This window comes from Bradyrhizobium nitroreducens (assembly GCF_002776695.1).
GTDB lineage: Bacteria > Pseudomonadota > Alphaproteobacteria > Rhizobiales > Xanthobacteraceae > Bradyrhizobium > Bradyrhizobium nitroreducens.
Genome location: NZ_LFJC01000009.1, coordinates 1 through 1122, shown reverse-complemented (window position 1 = coordinate 1122; position 1122 = coordinate 1). Strand labels below are relative to the sequence as shown.

Sequence of the window (1122 nt, the reverse complement as noted above, 5' to 3'; positions counted from 1 at the left end):
CGGGTACCGCCGGTGACGATAGAGATTGTGGTCATCGTAGTCTCCTTGTTGATGATCGATACGATGGGACCAGTAATCAGATCAGCCGGCGTTGAAGTTGCCAGATACTCGGAGATCTTTGCCTGTTTCTCGGAGTTGCCAACGCCACGCGGCTGGATAGTGACAAAATGCCGGAGAAATACAGGCATGGAGACCCAAGCGAGCTACAATGTCTTGCCTGAAAGCAGATCGAACTTGCCTGATACTCCAGGGCGGCTTGTCTCCCGAAGCCAGTCCGGCTAGGTTTCACCGCATGAACGATCTGCTGGATGCGGTTCGCCGCTACGCTGAGCACCATTCCGACTGCAATGGAATCGGTACTCCGCCGATCACTGGATTAACCACCATCCGCGCGGCGGCCCCCAGCGCGCTGCAATACGCGATTTCGCGGCCGTTGATCGCTCTCGTGCTTCAAGGCAGCAAGCGGGTGACAATGGGAAGCCGGACGTACGATTTTGGTGCCGGTGAATCATTGCTTATTGCTGCCGATGTTCCGACAGTCAGCCAGATCACGCGAGCCAGTCCGGGTGCGCCTTATCTCTCGCTCGTTCTAGATCTCGATCCCGCTGTGATCGCCGATCTCACTTTGGATATGGACGGCGCGCCCGACCAGGAAAATGTCCAGGTTCATGTGGGCCCTACCGAGATTGAGGTCGCCGACGCAGCGCTCCGCCTTCTGCGACTCCTGGATAGGCCCTCGGCATTGCCCATACTGCAGAGGCAAATGGTCCGTGAAATTCATTACTGGCTTCTCGTCGGTCGGCATGGAGCCCGTATTCGCGGTCTCGGCGTTGCGGATAGCCACGCTCACCGAGTCGCCCGTGCCGTTGCGACGATCCGATCGGACTATGCGCAGCCTTTGCGTATCGAGCGTCTCGCGGATGCTGCCGGCATGAGTCCATCTTCATTCCATGAACACTTCCGGTCGATCACGTCGCTGACGCCTTTGCAGTTTCAGAAGCAGTTACGTCTCATCGAGGCGAGACGCATGATGCTCTCGGAGGGGGCGATGATCAGCACCGCGGCTCACGCCGTCGGATACGAGAGCGTACAGCAGTTCACGCGCGAGTACGGTCGATTGTT

General features: G+C 58.1%; 2 protein-coding genes. One reads left to right on the top strand and one right to left on the bottom strand.

What is annotated here, in order from left to right; translation table 11 throughout:
- Positions 1–188, bottom strand: a 188-nt coding sequence (locus TSA1_RS40510; RefSeq protein ID WP_210421939.1) for a hypothetical protein, incomplete at its 3' end; no start/stop codon positions are given.
- Between the two features lie 104 nt (positions 189–292).
- On the opposite strand from TSA1_RS40510, the gene TSA1_RS38650 reads away from it, so the two are divergent.
- Positions 293–1122 (top strand): AraC family transcriptional regulator (locus TSA1_RS38650; RefSeq protein WP_100181579.1); only part of this gene is annotated, 830 nt, incomplete at its 3' end.